The 13,297-nt window shown below is 64.9% G+C and carries 18 protein-coding genes; 11 read left to right on the top strand and 7 right to left on the bottom strand.

The window, feature by feature from the left end:
- Window positions 1-6 precede the first annotated feature (6 nt).
- From murA to B8115_RS17705, 7 genes are all read right to left on the bottom strand, one after another.
- On the bottom strand, window positions 7-1,269 hold the full coding sequence (murA, locus tag B8115_RS17675) for a UDP-N-acetylglucosamine 1-carboxyvinyltransferase (protein WP_010629169.1): 1,263 nt from the start codon (window positions 1,267-1,269) through the stop codon (window positions 7-9).
- Between the two features lie 12 nt (window positions 1,270-1,281).
- Window positions 1,282-1,551: a BolA family protein gene (locus B8115_RS17680; protein WP_010629170.1), complete on the bottom strand. Its 270-nt coding sequence runs from the start codon at window positions 1,549-1,551 to the stop codon at window positions 1,282-1,284.
- A gap of 142 nt (window positions 1,552-1,693) precedes the next feature.
- Window positions 1,694-2,020 (bottom strand): lipid asymmetry maintenance protein MlaB, encoded by a 327-nt coding sequence (locus B8115_RS17685; RefSeq protein WP_010629171.1) that lies wholly within the window; start codon window positions 2,018-2,020, stop codon window positions 1,694-1,696.
- Window positions 2,017-2,679 (bottom strand): ABC transporter substrate-binding protein, encoded by a 663-nt coding sequence (locus tag B8115_RS17690; RefSeq protein ID WP_010629172.1) that lies wholly within the window; start codon window positions 2,677-2,679, stop codon window positions 2,017-2,019. The genes B8115_RS17685 and B8115_RS17690 overlap by 4 nt, the downstream gene beginning before the upstream one ends.
- Window positions 2,680-2,853: 174 nt before the next feature.
- Window positions 2,854-3,318 carry an outer membrane lipid asymmetry maintenance protein MlaD gene (mlaD, locus tag B8115_RS17695; RefSeq protein ID WP_010629173.1) on the bottom strand — a complete coding sequence of 155 codons (465 nt, stop codon included), beginning with the start codon at window positions 3,316-3,318 and terminating at the stop codon, window positions 2,854-2,856.
- A 37-nt stretch (window positions 3,319-3,355) separates the two neighbouring features.
- Complete coding sequence (mlaE, locus tag B8115_RS17700) at window positions 3,356-4,138, bottom strand: lipid asymmetry maintenance ABC transporter permease subunit MlaE (RefSeq protein WP_010629174.1); 783 nt, start codon at window positions 4,136-4,138, stop codon at window positions 3,356-3,358.
- Window positions 4,135-4,947 (bottom strand): ABC transporter ATP-binding protein, encoded by an 813-nt coding sequence (locus B8115_RS17705; RefSeq protein ID WP_010629175.1) that lies wholly within the window; start codon window positions 4,945-4,947, stop codon window positions 4,135-4,137. The genes mlaE and B8115_RS17705 overlap by 4 nt, the downstream gene beginning before the upstream one ends.
- 141 nt (window positions 4,948-5,088) lie before the next feature.
- On the opposite strand from B8115_RS17705, the gene B8115_RS17710 reads away from it, so the two are divergent.
- The 11 genes from B8115_RS17710 (at window position 5,089) to B8115_RS17760 (ending at window position 13,286) form a co-directional block, all read left to right on the top strand.
- Window positions 5,089-6,036 carry a calcium/sodium antiporter gene (locus B8115_RS17710; RefSeq protein ID WP_010629176.1) on the top strand — a complete coding sequence of 316 codons (948 nt, stop codon included), beginning with the start codon at window positions 5,089-5,091 and terminating at the stop codon, window positions 6,034-6,036.
- Between the two features lie 91 nt (window positions 6,037-6,127).
- On the top strand, window positions 6,128-7,084 hold the full coding sequence (locus B8115_RS17715; RefSeq protein ID WP_010629177.1) for a KpsF/GutQ family sugar-phosphate isomerase: 957 nt from the start codon (window positions 6,128-6,130) through the stop codon (window positions 7,082-7,084).
- Between the two features lie 23 nt (window positions 7,085-7,107).
- The gene (locus B8115_RS17720) at window positions 7,108-7,665 is read left to right on the top strand and encodes an HAD family hydrolase (protein WP_010629178.1); all 558 of its coding nucleotides are present in this window, start codon (window positions 7,108-7,110) and stop codon (window positions 7,663-7,665) included.
- A 13-nt stretch (window positions 7,666-7,678) separates the two neighbouring features.
- A complete protein-coding gene (lptC, locus tag B8115_RS17725) occupies window positions 7,679-8,299 on the top strand; it encodes an LPS export ABC transporter periplasmic protein LptC (protein WP_010629179.1) in 621 nt (206 codons plus the stop codon).
- On the top strand, window positions 8,296-8,823 hold the full coding sequence (gene lptA / locus B8115_RS17730; protein WP_010629180.1) for a lipopolysaccharide transport periplasmic protein LptA: 528 nt from the start codon (window positions 8,296-8,298) through the stop codon (window positions 8,821-8,823). Before lptC ends, lptA begins: the two co-directional genes overlap by 4 nt.
- A gap of 7 nt (window positions 8,824-8,830) precedes the next feature.
- Window positions 8,831-9,556, top strand: a complete 726-nt coding sequence (gene lptB / locus B8115_RS17735) for an LPS export ABC transporter ATP-binding protein (protein ID WP_010629181.1) — start codon at window positions 8,831-8,833, stop codon at window positions 9,554-9,556.
- A 175-nt stretch (window positions 9,557-9,731) separates the two neighbouring features.
- Window positions 9,732-11,153, top strand: coding sequence for an RNA polymerase factor sigma-54 (locus B8115_RS17740; RefSeq protein ID WP_010629182.1), 1,422 nt, complete (start codon window positions 9,732-9,734; stop codon window positions 11,151-11,153).
- Between the two features lie 108 nt (window positions 11,154-11,261).
- Window positions 11,262-11,570 carry a ribosome hibernation-promoting factor, HPF/YfiA family gene (gene hpf / locus B8115_RS17745; protein WP_010629183.1) on the top strand — a complete coding sequence of 103 codons (309 nt, stop codon included), beginning with the start codon at window positions 11,262-11,264 and terminating at the stop codon, window positions 11,568-11,570.
- A gap of 6 nt (window positions 11,571-11,576) precedes the next feature.
- Complete coding sequence (ptsN, locus tag B8115_RS17750; protein WP_010629184.1) at window positions 11,577-12,047, top strand: PTS IIA-like nitrogen regulatory protein PtsN; 471 nt, start codon at window positions 11,577-11,579, stop codon at window positions 12,045-12,047.
- A 46-nt stretch (window positions 12,048-12,093) separates the two neighbouring features.
- Window positions 12,094-13,014 carry an RNase adapter RapZ gene (gene rapZ / locus B8115_RS17755; RefSeq protein ID WP_010629185.1) on the top strand — a complete coding sequence of 307 codons (921 nt, stop codon included), beginning with the start codon at window positions 12,094-12,096 and terminating at the stop codon, window positions 13,012-13,014.
- Between the two features lie 2 nt (window positions 13,015-13,016).
- Window positions 13,017-13,286 carry an HPr family phosphocarrier protein gene (locus B8115_RS17760; RefSeq protein ID WP_010629186.1) on the top strand — a complete coding sequence of 90 codons (270 nt, stop codon included), beginning with the start codon at window positions 13,017-13,019 and terminating at the stop codon, window positions 13,284-13,286.
- Window positions 13,287-13,297: the final 11 nt, after the last annotated feature.

Genomic DNA, 13,297 nt, shown 5'->3' on the forward strand with positions numbered 1-13,297 from the left:
GCCCGCTCAGCCGGGGATACGGCGAATCCGGGCGCCCAGCAGCTGCAGCTTCTCTTCGATGCACTCGTAGCCGCGATCGATGTGGTAGATGCGATCGACCAGGGTCTCGCCCTCGGCCATCATGGCTGCGATCACCAGCGAGGCTGACGCCCGCAGGTCGGTCGCCATCACCGGTGCGCCGGAGAGGTGCTCGACCCCGGTGATCATGGCGGTATTGCCCTCGAGCGCGATCTTCGCCCCCATGCGGTTCAGTTCCTGAACGTGCATGAAGCGATTCTCGAAGATGGTCTCGACCACGCGTGAGGTGCCGTCGGCAACCGCATTGAGCGCCACGAACTGAGCCTGCATGTCGGTCGGGAAGCCCGGGTACGGCGCGGTGCGAATATTGACCGGCCGCGGGCGGCGACCTTCCATGTCGAGCTCGATCCAGCCGTCGCCGTGAGCGATCTTCGCCCCGGCCTCCTCCAGCTTGGCCAGCACCGATTCGAGAATGTCGGCGCGGGTGTTGCGCACCCGTACCCGCCCCCGCGACAGGGCGGCGGCGACCAGGAAGGTGCCGGTCTCGATACGGTCGGGCATGACGTCATGATAGGCACCATGCAGGCGCTCGACGCCTTCGATGACGATGTTGTTGCTGCCGTGGCCGCTGATCTTGGCGCCCATCTTGATCAGACACTCGGCCAGATCCACCACCTCGGGCTCCCGGGCCGCGTTCTCCAGAACCGTGGTGCCCTCGGCCAGCGTTGCGGCCATCAGCAGGTTCTCGGTGCCGGTGACGGTCACGGTATCGAAGAAGATGGTGGCGCCCTTGAGCCGGCCGTCGACGCGGGCGCGCACGTAACCGCCTTCGACACGGATCTCCGCCCCCATCGCCTCGAGGCCGCGGATGTGCAGGTCTACCGGACGCGAGCCGATGGCACAGCCGCCCGGCAGCGAGACGTCGGCGTGACCGAAGTGCGCCAACAGAGGCCCGAGCACCAAGATGGAAGCGCGCATCTTCTTGACCAGCTCATAGGGAGCATGGCAATCGCGCACCTGGGAGCCGTCAAGCTGAATGGTCATCTTCTCGCCCATCACCGGCTCGACGCCCATGCGCCCGAGCAGCTCGAGGGTGGTGGTGATGTCCTGAAGATGCGGCAGGTTACCGATGGTCACTGGCTCGTCGGCCAGCAGGGTAGCGCAAAGGATAGGCAGCGCCGCGTTCTTGGCACCGCTGGCCCAGACCTCGCCGTCGACGGGCCCGTTGCCGGTAATGATCAGCTTGTCCATGTATCTCGACCGTCAGGCACCCTGGCCGGGTGAAGCCACGTTCTCAGGCGCACTAGCCCACTGCGCCGGCGTATAGGTCTTGATGCTTACGGCATGTACGGCACCGGAGGCGATCTCTTCGGAGAGCGCTCCATAGATCAGCTGCTGGCGCTTGACCGGGGACAGGCCAGCGAAGACCTCGCCCACGGCGATGACCTGGAAATTGCAGCCCTCGCCCTGGATGTAAAAATCGCAATCCTCGAGGCGCGCCTCGAGCAGCGCCTTGATGTCACTGGGTTGCATGAAAAGCGAAACTCCTGTGGGACGAATGGAGCGGCACGCGGCCCCAAACGGGGCCACGGCCAGGAACAAGAATCCCTACATGGTAAAGAAAAGCATCGCGCTTGGCGATGCCGGGTACAGACCCTGCAGGCCGAGCCCAGCTTTAGGGGGCCAGCGGCAGGAGCTCGTCGAGCCCCGCCACCCGGGTGAGCCGGGCCAGCGGAGCGGAAAGCCGAACCTCGCGAATCTTGACGCCGGCACGGCGAGATTGGCGCGTCCACTCGAGCAGCACGCTCACGGCCGCGCTGCTCACCCGCTCGACGCCGCTCAGATCGAGCACGATGCGGGTTCCGGCGGGCTGCCCAGCGATCCAGGCGCTACCGGCCTCGGCCAGCGGTGCGGCAATGTCGAAATCGACGTCGCCGCTGACGGCCAGCCCTTCCGGGCCAGCCTCGAGCTCAATACCGCCGCGCTCGAGCAGACGGCTCATGCATCACCACCCTGCTCCAGCTCCTCGGTGGCGATTTCCGGCGACCAGGAAGCGATCACCGCATCGTAATCTCGGCCGTGATCACGCATGGCCTGATCGAACTGATTGCGGAAGGTCAGGCCCAGATTGATGCCGTTGACGATGACGTTGACCACCTTCCACTGGCCGTCGGTCAGGCGCAGCGTGTAGCTGACCGGATAGACGGTGCCATCCATCGCCACCACTTCCATGGAGACCGACGCCTGATCCTCGTGGCGCGGCGGACGCTGGCTGTCAAGCACGCGCAGCTCACGATAGTCGAAGGTCACCAGGCCCTTGGTATAGGTATCGATCAGGGTCTGACGAAATACGTTGGCGAAGCGCGAACGCTGCTGAGGGGTGGCATTCTGGAAATAGCGACCCATCACGCTGGCGCCAATGTAGCGAAAATCGGCGATGTCATCGAGGTTCTCGTCCACCAGCGCCTTCAGCTCGTTCATGTTGTCGGCATAGTAATCTCTACGCCCTTCGATCTGTCCCATCAGCTCATCGACGCTGTAGCGGATGACCTGCTCGGGACTGCGCTCGGGCGCCGCCGCTGCGGCCAGGCTGGTGAGCATCAGGCACAGGCCCAGCACTACGCGGTGAAAAAGAGTGAAGGGGGATGTCATCTGAGTCATGGCTGGACCTCATCAAATAAAAGGTAACTCAAGGAATCGCTGCTCAAATCGCCGAGCGAGATGAAGCGCAAGGCGCACGGAGCACAGGAACCGGAGCATATGGGGTATATGTGAGGATTCCGAGCACCGCGCAACGCAGCGATTCGCTCGCACAGGCATTTGAGAAGTAATTCCTCAATCGCTGACCATATTGGACACAAACTGCTGAATCAGTTCCTCCAGTACCAGAGCCGATTGCGTATCGCGGATGGTGTCGCCATCGACGAGCATCTCCGGGTCACCGCCGACGGTGAGTCCGATGTACTGCTCGCCCAGCAGGCCCGCCGTCAGGATGGCTGCCGTGGTATCCCGCGCCAGCCTCCCTTCCAGCTCGGCGTCGAGCTCGAGAATGACCCGGGCATCGTACCAGTCGCGGTCGAGTTCGATGGCAGTGACCCGCCCTACCGTCACCCCCGACATGGTGACTCGTGCACGTGGCTTGAGGCTGCCGATGTTGGCAAAGTTGGCCTCCAGCCGGAAGGTGTCGCCCGGCATGTTGAAGGTCAGCCCGCTGACCCTCAGCCCCAGGAACAGCAACCCCAGGATACCGGCCAGCATGAACAGGCCAACCCCCAGCTCCATTGTCTTACTGCGCTTCATCCTGCCTCTCCATCGCGCGATAGACGCCGCTCAACCATCAGGAAAATCCTCCGAACATCACCGCCGTAAGAACGAAATCGAGGCCCAATACGGCCAGGGACGAGTAGACCACCGTGCGCGTGGTGGCGCGGGATATGCCTTCTGCGGTCGGCACCAGGTCGTAGCCTTGGAACACCGCGATCCAGGTCACCACCAGGGCGAACACCATGCTTTTGATCATGCCGTTGCCGACATCGCCGATGAAGGCGACGCTGGACTGCATGCCGCCCCAGTAGGAGCCCTCGAACACGCCCAGCCACTCGACCCCGACCAGATAGCCGCCGTAGATGCCGATCACGCTGAAACCGATGGTCAGCAGCGGCAGGGCCACGAAGCCGGCCCACAGCCGGGGCGCCACCACCCGGCGCAGCGGATCGACGCCGATCATCTCCATGCTGGTGAGCTGCTCGGTGGCTTTCATCAGGCCGATCTCGGCGGTCAGCGCCGAGCCGGCACGACCGGCGAATAGCAGGGCCGCCACCACCGGTGACAGCTCGCGCAGCAGCGACAGCGCCACCATCTGGCCCAGTGCCTGCTCGGCGCCGAAGTCGACCAGGATGGTATAGCCCTGCAGCGCCAGCACCATGCCGATGAACAGACCGGAAACCAGCACGATGGCGATCGACAGCACGCCGACGAAGTGCATCTGGCGCAACCAGAGATACCAACCCTCGCGGGAAGGGACGCCGACCGCCGACTGGGCCAGGAACAGCCCTGAGCGACCCAGCGCTTCGAGCACGTCGCAGCCGCGACGCCCCAGATTCAAGATGTGTGCGATCACGGGCGCCCCTCCAGATCGAGGATATCGCGGAAGTACTCGGGGGCCGGATAGTGGAAGGGCACGGGGCCGTCCGGCTCGCCGTGCACGAACTGACTGACCCGCCGGTCCTCGTCCACATCCAGGCTGGCGGGAGTACCCTGCGCCATCACCTGACCGTCGGCGATGACATAGACATAGTCGGCGATGGAAAGTGCCTCGGGAATGTCGTGGGACACCACCACGGAGGTCAGCCCCAGCGCGTCGTTGAGGGTCTTGATCAGCTGCACCAGCACGCCCTTGGAGATCGGGTCCTGCCCGACGAAGGGCTCGTCGTAAAGCACTAGGTCGGGGTCCAGCGCAATGGCGCGGGCCAGGGCGACACGGCGGGCCATGCCGCCCGACAGCTCGGAGGGCATCAGCTCACGCGCCCCACGCAGCCCGACGGCCTGCAGCTTCATCAGCACCAGGTCGCGGATCATCGCTTCGGGCAGCTCGGTGTGCACGCGCAGCGGAAACGCCACGTTCTCGAAAACGCTGAGATCGGAGAACAGCGCACCGCTCTGAAACAGCATGCCCATGCGACGGCGCAGGGTGAACAGCGCCTTGCGCGACAGCCCATGCACGTCCTGTCCGTCGATCAGGACGCGACCGACATCGGGCGTGAGCTGGCCGCCGATCAGCTTGAGCAGCGTGGTCTTGCCGGTGCCGCTGGGCCCCATGATGGCGGTGATCCTGCCGCGAGGAATCTGCAGTTCGACGCCGCTGAAGATGGTCTTTTCACCGCGGGAAAAGTGCAGGCCCTTCACCTCCACGAGGGGGGATTCGATCATGCTGCAAGATCCAAGAAAGAATTATCGAACATCGTATCCTAATCATGCCGCCCGGCGCCAGCCTGCACGTCCTGTCGCTTGCACCCGAGCCACCGAAGACGTCTAATGTGCCACCTCGTATCCTAGCTGCGACCCTTCATCATGCTGCTGCCTGCCATCGCGATCGCCCTGGGCCTTGCCGTGCTCGTATGGAGCGCCGACCGCTTCGTCAATGCCGCTGCCGCCACGGCAAGCCGTACCGGGCTGAGCGCCATGCTGATCGGCATGACCGTGGTGGCGTTGGGCACCTCGGCCCCCGAGATGGTGGTGGCGGTGTTTGCCGCCCTGGATGGCCTGCCCGACCTGGCCACGGGCAACGCCCTGGGCTCCAACATCGCCAATATCGGCCTGGTGCTGGGCATCACTGCCCTGGTTCGCCCGATCCCGATACGCTTTTCCATGGTGCGGCGTGAATTGCCCCTGCTGCTGGGCGCCACCGGCCTGGCCGGCTATGCCCTGGCCAACGGTATCCTGGGGCGCTTCGATGCGCTGTTCCTGGGCCTGCTGCTGATCTTCAGCCTGTGGTGGCTGCTGCGTGCCGATACCCCCGATGCTCCGGCGGACGACGACATCCCCGAAATGACCCTCAGGCGCGCCTTGCTGTGGCTGGCTTTCACTCTCATCCTGCTAGCACTCGGCTCGCGCACCCTGGTGTGGGGTGCCAGCGAGCTGGCCCGCGGCCTGGGTATCAGCGAACTGATCATCGGCCTCACCGTGGTGGCAATAGGCACCAGCCTGCCTGAACTCGCGGCCTGCATTGCCAGTGCCATCAAGCGACATCACGACCTGGCCATCGGCAACGTGATCGGCTCCAACCTGTTCAACCTGTTGGCCGTGCTGCCGATTCCCGGCCTGTTGGCGCCTGGCCCGATCGACCCCGCCGCCGCCAACCGAGACTTTCCGATCATGCTGCTGCTGACCCTCGGCATGGGCATGCTCCTGCTGTGGTTCCGCCACGGCCGGCTCGGGCGGCTGCCCGGCATGCTCTTCCTGGGCATCTATCTGGTCTATCTGACCTGGCTGGCCGCGGCAACCAGCGGTGCCACTTGAGCGATTCCCCGCAAAGGACAACAATCAGCGCATGACCAACGACACCTCAACGCCGACAATCGAGAACGTCCCAGCGGAAGGGGACTCGCCCATGCGGGCTAGCGCCCGTCGCACCCTGCAGATCGAGGAGCAGGCCATTGCCGCGCTGGCCGGACGGCTCGACAGCCACTTCGACCGCGCCTGCGAGCTGATGCTCGCCTGCCAGGGCCGCGTCGTGGTAACCGGCATGGGCAAATCCGGTCACATTGCCGGCAAGATTGCCGCCACCCTGGCCAGCACCGGAACCCCCGCCTTCTTCGTACACCCCGGCGAAGCCAGCCATGGCGACCTGGGCATGATCACCCCGGGCGACGTGGTGCTGGCCCTGTCGAATTCTGGTGAGACGGCGGAAGTCACCGCCCTGCTACCACTGCTCAAGCGCATCGGCACACCGCTGGTGAGCATGACGGGACGCCCCGACTCGACACTCGCACGCCACGCCGATGCCCACCTCGACGCCGGGGTCGAACGCGAGGCATGCCCGCTCGACCTGGCACCGACCGCCTCCACCACCGCCGCCCTGGCACTGGGCGATGCGCTGGCGGTGGCGCTGCTCGAGGCACGCGGTTTCACCGCCGAGGACTTCGCCCTCTCCCACCCCGGCGGCAGCCTGGGCAAGCGCCTGCTGCTGCGGGTTGGCGATCTGATGCATCAGGGCGACCGGCTGCCCCGCGTGCCGCTGGGCAGCCCGCTGCGCGACGCCCTGCTCGAGATCACCCGCCAGGGACTCGGCTTCACCTGCGTCGTCGACGAGCAGAATCGTCTGATCGGTGTCTATACCGACGGCGATCTGCGCCGCACCCTCGATCAGCACCAGGATCTCAGCCGGCTGACGGTGGACGACGTCATGACCCGTCCCGGCAAGCGCATCAGCGCCGACCTACTGGCGGCCGAAGCGGTGCGCATGATGGAAGACAACCTGATCACGGCGCTGGCCGTGGTCGATGACGATGGTCACCCGATCGGTGCCCTGCACATGCACGACCTGCTGCGAAGCGGCGTGATCTGAATTCACTCTGACAAGGAGAGCCCATGGCGCTCGCCACCTCGACCCTCGACCCGCGTCTGCTCGACCGCTTGCGCAAGATCCGCCTGCTCGCCCTGGACGTGGATGGCGTGCTCACCGACGGTCGGCTTTATTTCCAGGCCGACGGCGTGGAGATCAAGGCGTTCCACACTCAGGACGGCCTGGGCATCAAGCTGCTGCGCCGCGCCGGGCTACAGGTCGCCTTCATCACTGGCAGGGAGTCACCCATGGTCAGCCATCGCGCCGCCGCACTGGGCGTCGATCATGTCTTTCAGGGCTGCGAAGACAAGCTCACCACTCTCCGCGAACTCTGCAATCGCAAAGGCATCGAGCTCGAGCAGGTCGCCTTCTGCGGCGATGACCTGCCCGACCTGGCGCCCATCCAGCGCGCAGGTGTCGGCATTACCGTGCCCGGCGCCCCGCCCTACATCCGCGCCCTAGCCGATCACGTGACCGAGCGCAGCGGCGGCCATGGCGCAGTGCGCGAGATCTGCGACCTGCTGCTCGAGGCGCAGGGACATCGCGACGCCCTGATCGACACCTACATGCACGGCAAGCGCTGAGGTCGCCCCGCCGATGCTGCGTCGTCTGCCGCGCCCCTCGTTCCGTACCTGGCTGTTTCTGCTGCTGCTGGCTCTGGGCGGCCTGATCACCTGGCTGGACCCATGGCGGCCCCCACCCCCCGGCCCGGTACCCACCGACGAAGCCGGCGAGCCCGACTACTTCCTGGAGCAGGCCCGCCTGACACGCTTCGATTTCGAAGGCCGCGCTCATCAGCGGCTGGAGAGCCCGCGCCTGGTACACACCCCCCACGACGACGTGACACGTGCCGTCACGCCGCTGGCGCACCTGATCGACCGCGAAGGACGACAGTGGGTGGCGAACAGCCAGGAGGGGCGGCTCGGCCCGGGCGGCAACCCGCTGACCTTGACCGGCGACGCACGGCTCTTCGCCCCCGAGGAGCGCTGGCAACTCGATACCGAGGTGCTGCACTACGACGCCAATGTCGGACACGCCTGGAGCGATACGCCGGCGCTGCTGCAGCAACCGCCGCAGCACATGCGCGGCGAACGCTTCGACGTCTGGATCCATGACAACCGGGCACGATTGACCGACAATGTGCGCGGCTATCATCCCCCGGAAGGCGCTCAGCCGGGACAGGCCGACCCCGTCACCCTGGAGGAACTCACGCCATGAAGCGACGCAAGCTTCCAACGCCACGCATGCTGCTCACCCTGGCATTGATCGGCCTGGCATGGAGCCCTGCCGCGAGCATGGCCCAACAGCGCGACGCCGACCAGCCCATCCATATCGAGGCCGACCGGCTCGATCTCGACGATGTCGCCGGCACGGCGGTCTACACCGGCGACGTGGACATTCGCCAGGGCACCATGCGTATCACCGGCGACCGCGTCGAGCTCCGGCGCAACGCGGCCGGAGAGTTGTCACGCGCCACGGCCCGCGGCGAGCGCGCCTACCTAGAACAGCAGCCCGACCCCGATCAGCCCGTGGTCCGCGGCTGGGGACGTACCGTCATCTATCACGCGGCCGAACGCCGCGTCGAACTGATCGACCGCGCCGAACTGCACCAGGGGGGGGACACCTTCGATGGGGGCTATCTCGAGTACTTCCTCGACCGTCGCGTGGTTCAGGCCCGCGCCGAGAGCGAAGGCGTCGAAGGACGCCAGCGTATCCGCATGACCCTGCAACCGGAGCGCTGAGATGGCGATGAAGACCCTGCACGCCCGTCACCTGGCGAAAAGCTACAAGCGCCGGCGCGTGGTGCACGACATCAGTCTCTCCATCGAACAGGGCTGCGTTGTGGGGCTGCTCGGCCCCAACGGTGCCGGCAAGACCACCTCGTTCTACATGATCGTGGGGCTGGTCAAGGCCGATGCCGGCAACGTCTGCATCGACGATCTCGACCTCTCCAAGAGCGCCATGCACGAGCGCGCCAAGGCGGGCATCGGCTATCTGCCTCAGGAAGCTTCGATCTTCCGCAAGCTCTCGGTGGCCGACAACATCATGGCAATCCTGGAAACACGCAAGGACCTGGATCGTCAGGGGCGTCAGCAGCGCCTGGAGCAGCTGCTGGAGGACTTTCACGTCACCCACATCCGCGACAACCTGGGCATGAGCCTGTCCGGGGGTGAGCGGCGGCGAGTGGAAATCGCCCGGGCGCTGGCCACCGAGCCGGCCTTCATTCTGCTGGACGAGCCCTTTGCCGGGGTCGACCCGATCTCGGTGGGCGAGATCAAGGGCATCATCCGCCAGCTGAAGGCCCGCGACATCGGCGTGCTGATCACCGATCACAACGTTCGCGAGACGCTGGATATCTGCGATTCGGCCTACATTGTCGGCGACGGCCAGATCATCGCGGAAGGTGACGCCGAAGCCATCCTGGCCAACCGACGCGTGCGCGAAGTCTATCTCGGTGAAGACTTCCGCCTTTAGTGCGCCATGTCCATAGCGCATTCCGCTCTGACAAGCAAGAACCTGATCTTAAATTAAAACCTTCTAACAGGCATGAATATTGCCGATGGCATGCTTATTGCAGCCTTGAGCTCTTGCAAGTGATCCTCGGCCAGTCTAGGGTAGAGTCTTTCCGGCAAATGAGCCCATTATTCTCATGGCCATGAAAGCATCATTGCAACTGCGAGTCGGCACTCAGCTGACCATGACACCACAGCTACAGCAGGCCATCGCGCTGCTGCAGCTCTCCACCCTGGACTTGCGCCAGGAGATCCAGCAAGCTCTCGAGTCCAATCCCATGCTGGAGCTCGACGACGGCTTCGGCGAACAGGCCGTCAGCGACCCCCAGAGCGACGACTGGGCCAGCGAAATTCCCGGTGAGCTCTCCACCGACAGCGACTGGACGGATACCTATCCCGATCATGGCAGCGGCACCGCCGGCGCCACCGGTGAAGGCCCCGACTTCGAACGCCAGGCCTCTGGGCAGACGCTGGCCGGCCACCTGATGTGGCAGTTGGCGATGATCGATGTGAACGAGCGTCAGCGCCAGATTGCCGAGAGCCTGATCGATGCCGTGGACGGCACCGGCTACCTGACCCAGCCGCTGGAAGAGATCCGCGACGGCCTGCGGCGCCAGGGCCTCGAGGGGTTGCCCACCCGCGAGGTCGAGCAGGTGCTGCTGCGCCTGCAGCAGTTCGAACCCACCGGTGTCTTCGCCCGGGATCTACGCGAATGCCTGATGCTGCAGCTCGCCACCCTGCCTGACGACACTCCCCTGCTGCCCCAGGCACGCCGCCTGGTGCGCCAGTTTCTCGAGGCCTTGGCCGCCGACGACCGCCGCCTGCTCAAGCGCCGCCTGAGCCTGGACGACGAGGCCCTCGACGACGCCATTGCTCTGGTACGCTCCCTGAACCCCCGCCCCGGCAGCGACTATGCCGAGGTCGGCAGCAACTACATCACCCCCGACCTGGTCGCCTATCACGACGAGTCCGGCTGGCGCGTGGAGCTCAATGCCGAAGCGCTGCCACGGCTGCGCATCCAGCCCGACTACGTCGCCCTGGTGCGGCGCGCCGACAAGAGCCAGGACAACCAGTTTCTCAAGGACCACCTTCAGGAAGCTCGCTGGCTGATGAAGAGCCTGGCCAGCCGTAACGACACCCTGCTGCGGGTGGGGCGCGAGATCATGGCCCGCCAGATCGACTTCCTGGAGCAGGGCGAGGAGGCGATGAAGCCCCTGGTGCTGGCCGACATCGCCCAGGCCGTGGAGATGCACGAGTCGACCATATCGCGGGTGACGACGCAGAAGTTCATCCACACGCCGCGCGGCGTATTCGAACTGAAGTATTTCTTCTCCAGCCATGTCGGCGGCAACGGCGAGGGAGACGCTCACTCCAGCACCGCGATTCGCGCCCGCATTCGCAAGCTGATCGCCGACGAGCCACCGCGCAAGCCGCTCTCGGACAGCCGCCTGGTGGAGCTGCTGGCCGACGACGGCATTCAGGTGGCGCGCCGCACCGTGGCCAAGTATCGTGAAGCGCTGGGGATACCCTCCTCGAGCGAACGCAAGCGCTTTCGTTGAAGTCGAAACGCAGCGTTGACAGCGGACAAGAGCGTCGTTCGGAGGGGTTTGCAAGGAGGCAAAAAGGGTTACAATCAAACCACCACTCGAAGGACGAAGGAGCTTGTCATGCAAGTCAACATCACCGGCCATCATGTTGAACTGACCAATTCCCTGCGTGACTACGTGAGCGAGAAGCTTAGCCGCGTCCAACGGCACTACGACAACATCACCAACGTCCAGGTCACCCTGTCCATCGAGAAGGAGCGCCAACAGGCCGCCTGCACGCTGCATGCCGCCGGTGCCGACCTGCATGCCGAAGCCTCCGACCCGGACATGTACGCCGCCATTGATGCGCTGACCGACAAGCTCGACCGCCAATTGGTCAAGCACAAGGAAAAGGCCCAGGCCCGCGCCCAGGGCGCCGGCATTCGCTGAGTTGCCATGACACTGGAAACCATACTGCCCCCTGAACGCGCGCTGTTCGACGTTCCCGGGGGCAGCAAGAAGAGGGTGCTGGAGTTTTTCAGCACCTTCATTGCGCAGAACACCCCGAGCCTCGATAGCCAGGAGGTCTTCGGCCGATTGATCGGCCGTGAGCGACTGGGCAGCACCGGCATCGGCAATGGCGTCGCCATTCCGCATGCGCGAAGCCCGCACTGCCACAGCCCAGTCGCCGCCTTCCTCAAGCTGGCCGAGCCCATCGATTTCGACGCCATCGACGGCGAACCGGTCGACTTGGTCTTCGTGCTGCTGGTACCCGAGGAGGCCGACGATACGCATCTGTCGCTGCTGAGCCAGGTAGCCGGCGTGATGAACGATGCCGAGACCCGTTCACGGCTGCGCAAGTGCGAAAGCCAGCGCGAACTTCACGAGCGTCTGATCGACGCCATCCGACGACAGTCTTCGGCCTGACCGCTACCCCTTGCCGCTCGGCCAGCCCCTGATCAGGAGAAACGTAATGCAGCTTGTGATCATCAGCGGCCGCTCAGGCTCCGGCAAGTCGATCGCACTGCAGGCGCTCGAAGACATCGGCTACTACGCCATCGACAACCTTCCGGCGATGCTGCTCGGCTCGCTGGTCGACGAGCTGCGCGGCTCACCCACGGCACAGCAGTGCATCGCCGTAAGCATCGATGCGCGCAATCTTCCTCACGCGCTGGAACGGTTCCCCAGGCTGCTGGAGGAGCTGCGCGCCAAGCAGGTCGACTGTCAGATCGTCTACCTCACCACCGATGCGCGGATCCTGATCGAGCGCTACTCCGCCACCCGGCGCCGGCACCCGCTGACCCGAGACAGGGACATGACCCTGAGCGAAGCCATCGAAACGGAAGACACGACACTGAGCGAGATTCGCAACCTCGCCGACCTGATCATCGATACGTCGCGGCTTTCGGTGCACGATCTGCGTGGGCGCATCACCGAGCAGGTGGCCAGCCATCGTGCCGACCAGCTGACCCTCACGGTGGAGTCGTTCGGTTTCAAGGGTGGCGTACCGCTCGACGCTGACATCGTGTTCGACGCCCGCTGTCTGCCCAATCCGTACTGGGACCCGCGCTTGCGTGCGGCGACCGGTCGCGAAGCGAGTATCGTGGAGTTCCTCGAACAGTATCCGCTGGTTCACCAGATGCACGAGGACATCGTCGCCTGGGTAGAACGCTGGCTGCCGGCCTATCGCGACAGCCATCGTAGCTACCTCACGGTGGCCATCGGCTGCACCGGCGGCCAGCATCGCTCGGTGTATCTGGCCGAACGTCTCGCCCGACACCTCGCCCAGCAGCAGCCCGACGTGCGTCTGCGCCACCGCGAACTCGGCATTCATATACCGGTCACTGCCACGCAGGAGACGACCGCAGCGCCATCCGAACGCAAGGAAACCTGAGCGTGCCCAGCCGCAAGCTGACCCTGACCAACAAACGCGGCCTCCATGCACGTGCTGCCACCAAGCTGGTTCAGTGCTGCCAGCCCTTCGATGCACGCGTGTTCGTCTGCCGGGGAGCCCAGCAGGCCGACGCCACCAACATCATGGCCCTGCTGATGCTTGGCGCTCCCTGCGGCACTGAACTCGATATCAGCGCCGAGGGAACGGATGCGGAAGCGGTACTCGAAGCCATCGAGGCTCTATTCGAGGCCCGCTTCGATGAGGATCTTTAGGAATGGCCTAT

This window comes from Halomonas sp. KM-1 (genome assembly GCF_000246875.1).
Taxonomy (GTDB): Bacteria; Pseudomonadota; Gammaproteobacteria; order Pseudomonadales; family Halomonadaceae; genus Halomonas; species Halomonas aerodenitrificans.

Excerpts from the sequence above, each read along its gene's own strand:
- murA (WP_010629169.1), bottom strand. The coding sequence starts at position 1,269 with ATGGACAAGCTGATCATTACCGGCAACGGGCCCGTCGACGGCGAGGTC.
- B8115_RS17680 (WP_010629170.1), bottom strand. The coding sequence starts at position 1,551 with ATGCAACCCAGTGACATCAAGGCGCTGCTCGAGGCGCGCCTCGAGGAT.
- B8115_RS17685 (WP_010629171.1), bottom strand. The coding sequence starts at position 2,020 with ATGAGCCGTCTGCTCGAGCGCGGCGGTATTGAGCTCGAGGCTGGCCCG.
- B8115_RS17690 (WP_010629172.1), bottom strand. The coding sequence starts at position 2,679 with ATGACTCAGATGACATCCCCCTTCACTCTTTTTCACCGCGTAGTGCTG.
- mlaD (WP_010629173.1), bottom strand. The coding sequence starts at position 3,318 with ATGAAGCGCAGTAAGACAATGGAGCTGGGGGTTGGCCTGTTCATGCTG.
- B8115_RS17705 (WP_010629175.1), bottom strand. The coding sequence starts at position 4,947 with ATGATCGAATCCCCCCTCGTGGAGGTGAAGGGCCTGCACTTTTCCCGC.
- B8115_RS17710 (WP_010629176.1), top strand. The coding sequence starts at position 5,089 with ATGCTGCTGCCTGCCATCGCGATCGCCCTGGGCCTTGCCGTGCTCGTA.
- B8115_RS17715 (WP_010629177.1), top strand. The coding sequence starts at position 6,128 with ATGCGGGCTAGCGCCCGTCGCACCCTGCAGATCGAGGAGCAGGCCATT.
- B8115_RS17720 (WP_010629178.1), top strand. The coding sequence starts at position 7,108 with ATGGCGCTCGCCACCTCGACCCTCGACCCGCGTCTGCTCGACCGCTTG.
- lptC (WP_010629179.1), top strand. The coding sequence starts at position 7,679 with ATGCTGCGTCGTCTGCCGCGCCCCTCGTTCCGTACCTGGCTGTTTCTG.
- lptA (WP_010629180.1), top strand. The coding sequence starts at position 8,296 with ATGAAGCGACGCAAGCTTCCAACGCCACGCATGCTGCTCACCCTGGCA.
- lptB (WP_010629181.1), top strand. The coding sequence starts at position 8,831 with ATGAAGACCCTGCACGCCCGTCACCTGGCGAAAAGCTACAAGCGCCGG.
- B8115_RS17740 (WP_010629182.1), top strand. The coding sequence starts at position 9,732 with ATGGCCATGAAAGCATCATTGCAACTGCGAGTCGGCACTCAGCTGACC.
- hpf (WP_010629183.1), top strand. The coding sequence starts at position 11,262 with ATGCAAGTCAACATCACCGGCCATCATGTTGAACTGACCAATTCCCTG.
- ptsN (WP_010629184.1), top strand. The coding sequence starts at position 11,577 with ATGACACTGGAAACCATACTGCCCCCTGAACGCGCGCTGTTCGACGTT.
- rapZ (WP_010629185.1), top strand. The coding sequence starts at position 12,094 with ATGCAGCTTGTGATCATCAGCGGCCGCTCAGGCTCCGGCAAGTCGATC.